At 40.7% G+C, this 1,284-nt stretch carries 1 protein-coding gene; it reads left to right on the forward strand.

Features of this window, described 5'->3' with window-relative positions:
* Nucleotides 1–1,284, forward strand: a 1,284-nt coding sequence (locus HMPREF2937_RS08085) for an SdrD B-like domain-containing protein (RefSeq protein WP_142351420.1), incomplete at both ends; no start/stop codon positions are given.

A 1,284-nucleotide genomic window follows, 5' to 3' on the forward strand; every position in this document is an offset into this window, starting at 1 on the left:
CGAACGGTGATTACACGATCACATTCGAAACACCGGAAGGTTATGAACCGACAACACCGAATGTCGGCAACCCTGAATTGGACTCAAACGGTACGACAACAACAGTTACTGTTAATAACGGCGATGATAAAACAATCGACAGCGGATTCTACAAACCAGTACAAGAAACACCACAAGAGCCAGCAACTTACACAGTTGGCGATAAAGTTTGGGAAGACACAAACAAAGACGGAGTACAAAAATCAAATGAACCAGGTATCCCTGGTGTTGAAGTAACATTAACGAAACCAGATGGTTCAACAGTAACGACAACAACAGATAATAACGGTAACTACGAGTTCACAAACTTACCGAACGGTGATTACACGATCACATTCGAAACACCAGAAGGTTATGAACCGACAACACCGAACGTCGGCAACCCTGAATTAGACTCAAACGGAACAACAACAACTGTAACTGTAGACAATGCAGACGATAAAACAATCGACAGCGGTTTCTACAAACCAACAGTTGAGCCAACACCAGTACCAGCAACATATAACTTAGGTGATTATGTATGGGAAGATAGTAATAAAGACGGTATCCAAAACTCTAACGAAGTAGGTATCGAAGGTGTAACAGTAACGTTAACGAAACCGGATGGTTCAGTCGTTACAACAACAACAGATGCGAATGGTAAGTATGAATTCACAGATTTACCAAATGGTGAATACACAATTACATTCGAAGCACCTGAAGGTTATGAACCAACATTAGTTAATGTAGGAAATACTGCGCTTGATTCAGATGGAACAACAACAACAGTTACAATCAATAATGCAGATAACTACACAATTGATAGTGGCTTCTTTAAACCAGTAGTAGAACCAACACCAGTACCAGCAACTTACACAGTTGGCGATAAAGTTTGGGAAGATACAAACAAAGACGGTATCCAAAACTCAAATGAACCTGGCATCCCTGGCGTAGAAGTAACGTTGACAAAACCAGATGGATCAACAGTTACAACTACAACAGACGAAAATGGTAATTATGAGTTCACAAACTTACCGAATGGTGAATATACAATTACATTTGAAACGCCAGAAGGTTATGAACCAACATTAGTTAATGTAGGAAATACTGCATTAGACTCAGACGGCAAAACTGTAACAGTGATTGTAAATAACGCAGATGATAAAACAATCGATAGCGGATTCTACAAACCAGTAGTAGAACCAACACCAGAGGATCCAACACCGGAAGAGCCAGGCACACCTGAAAAGCCGGAAGAACCAGGCA

It is taken from the genome of Staphylococcus sp. HMSC061G12 (assembly GCF_001838465.1).
Taxonomy (GTDB): domain Bacteria; phylum Bacillota; class Bacilli; order Staphylococcales; family Staphylococcaceae; genus Staphylococcus; species Staphylococcus simulans.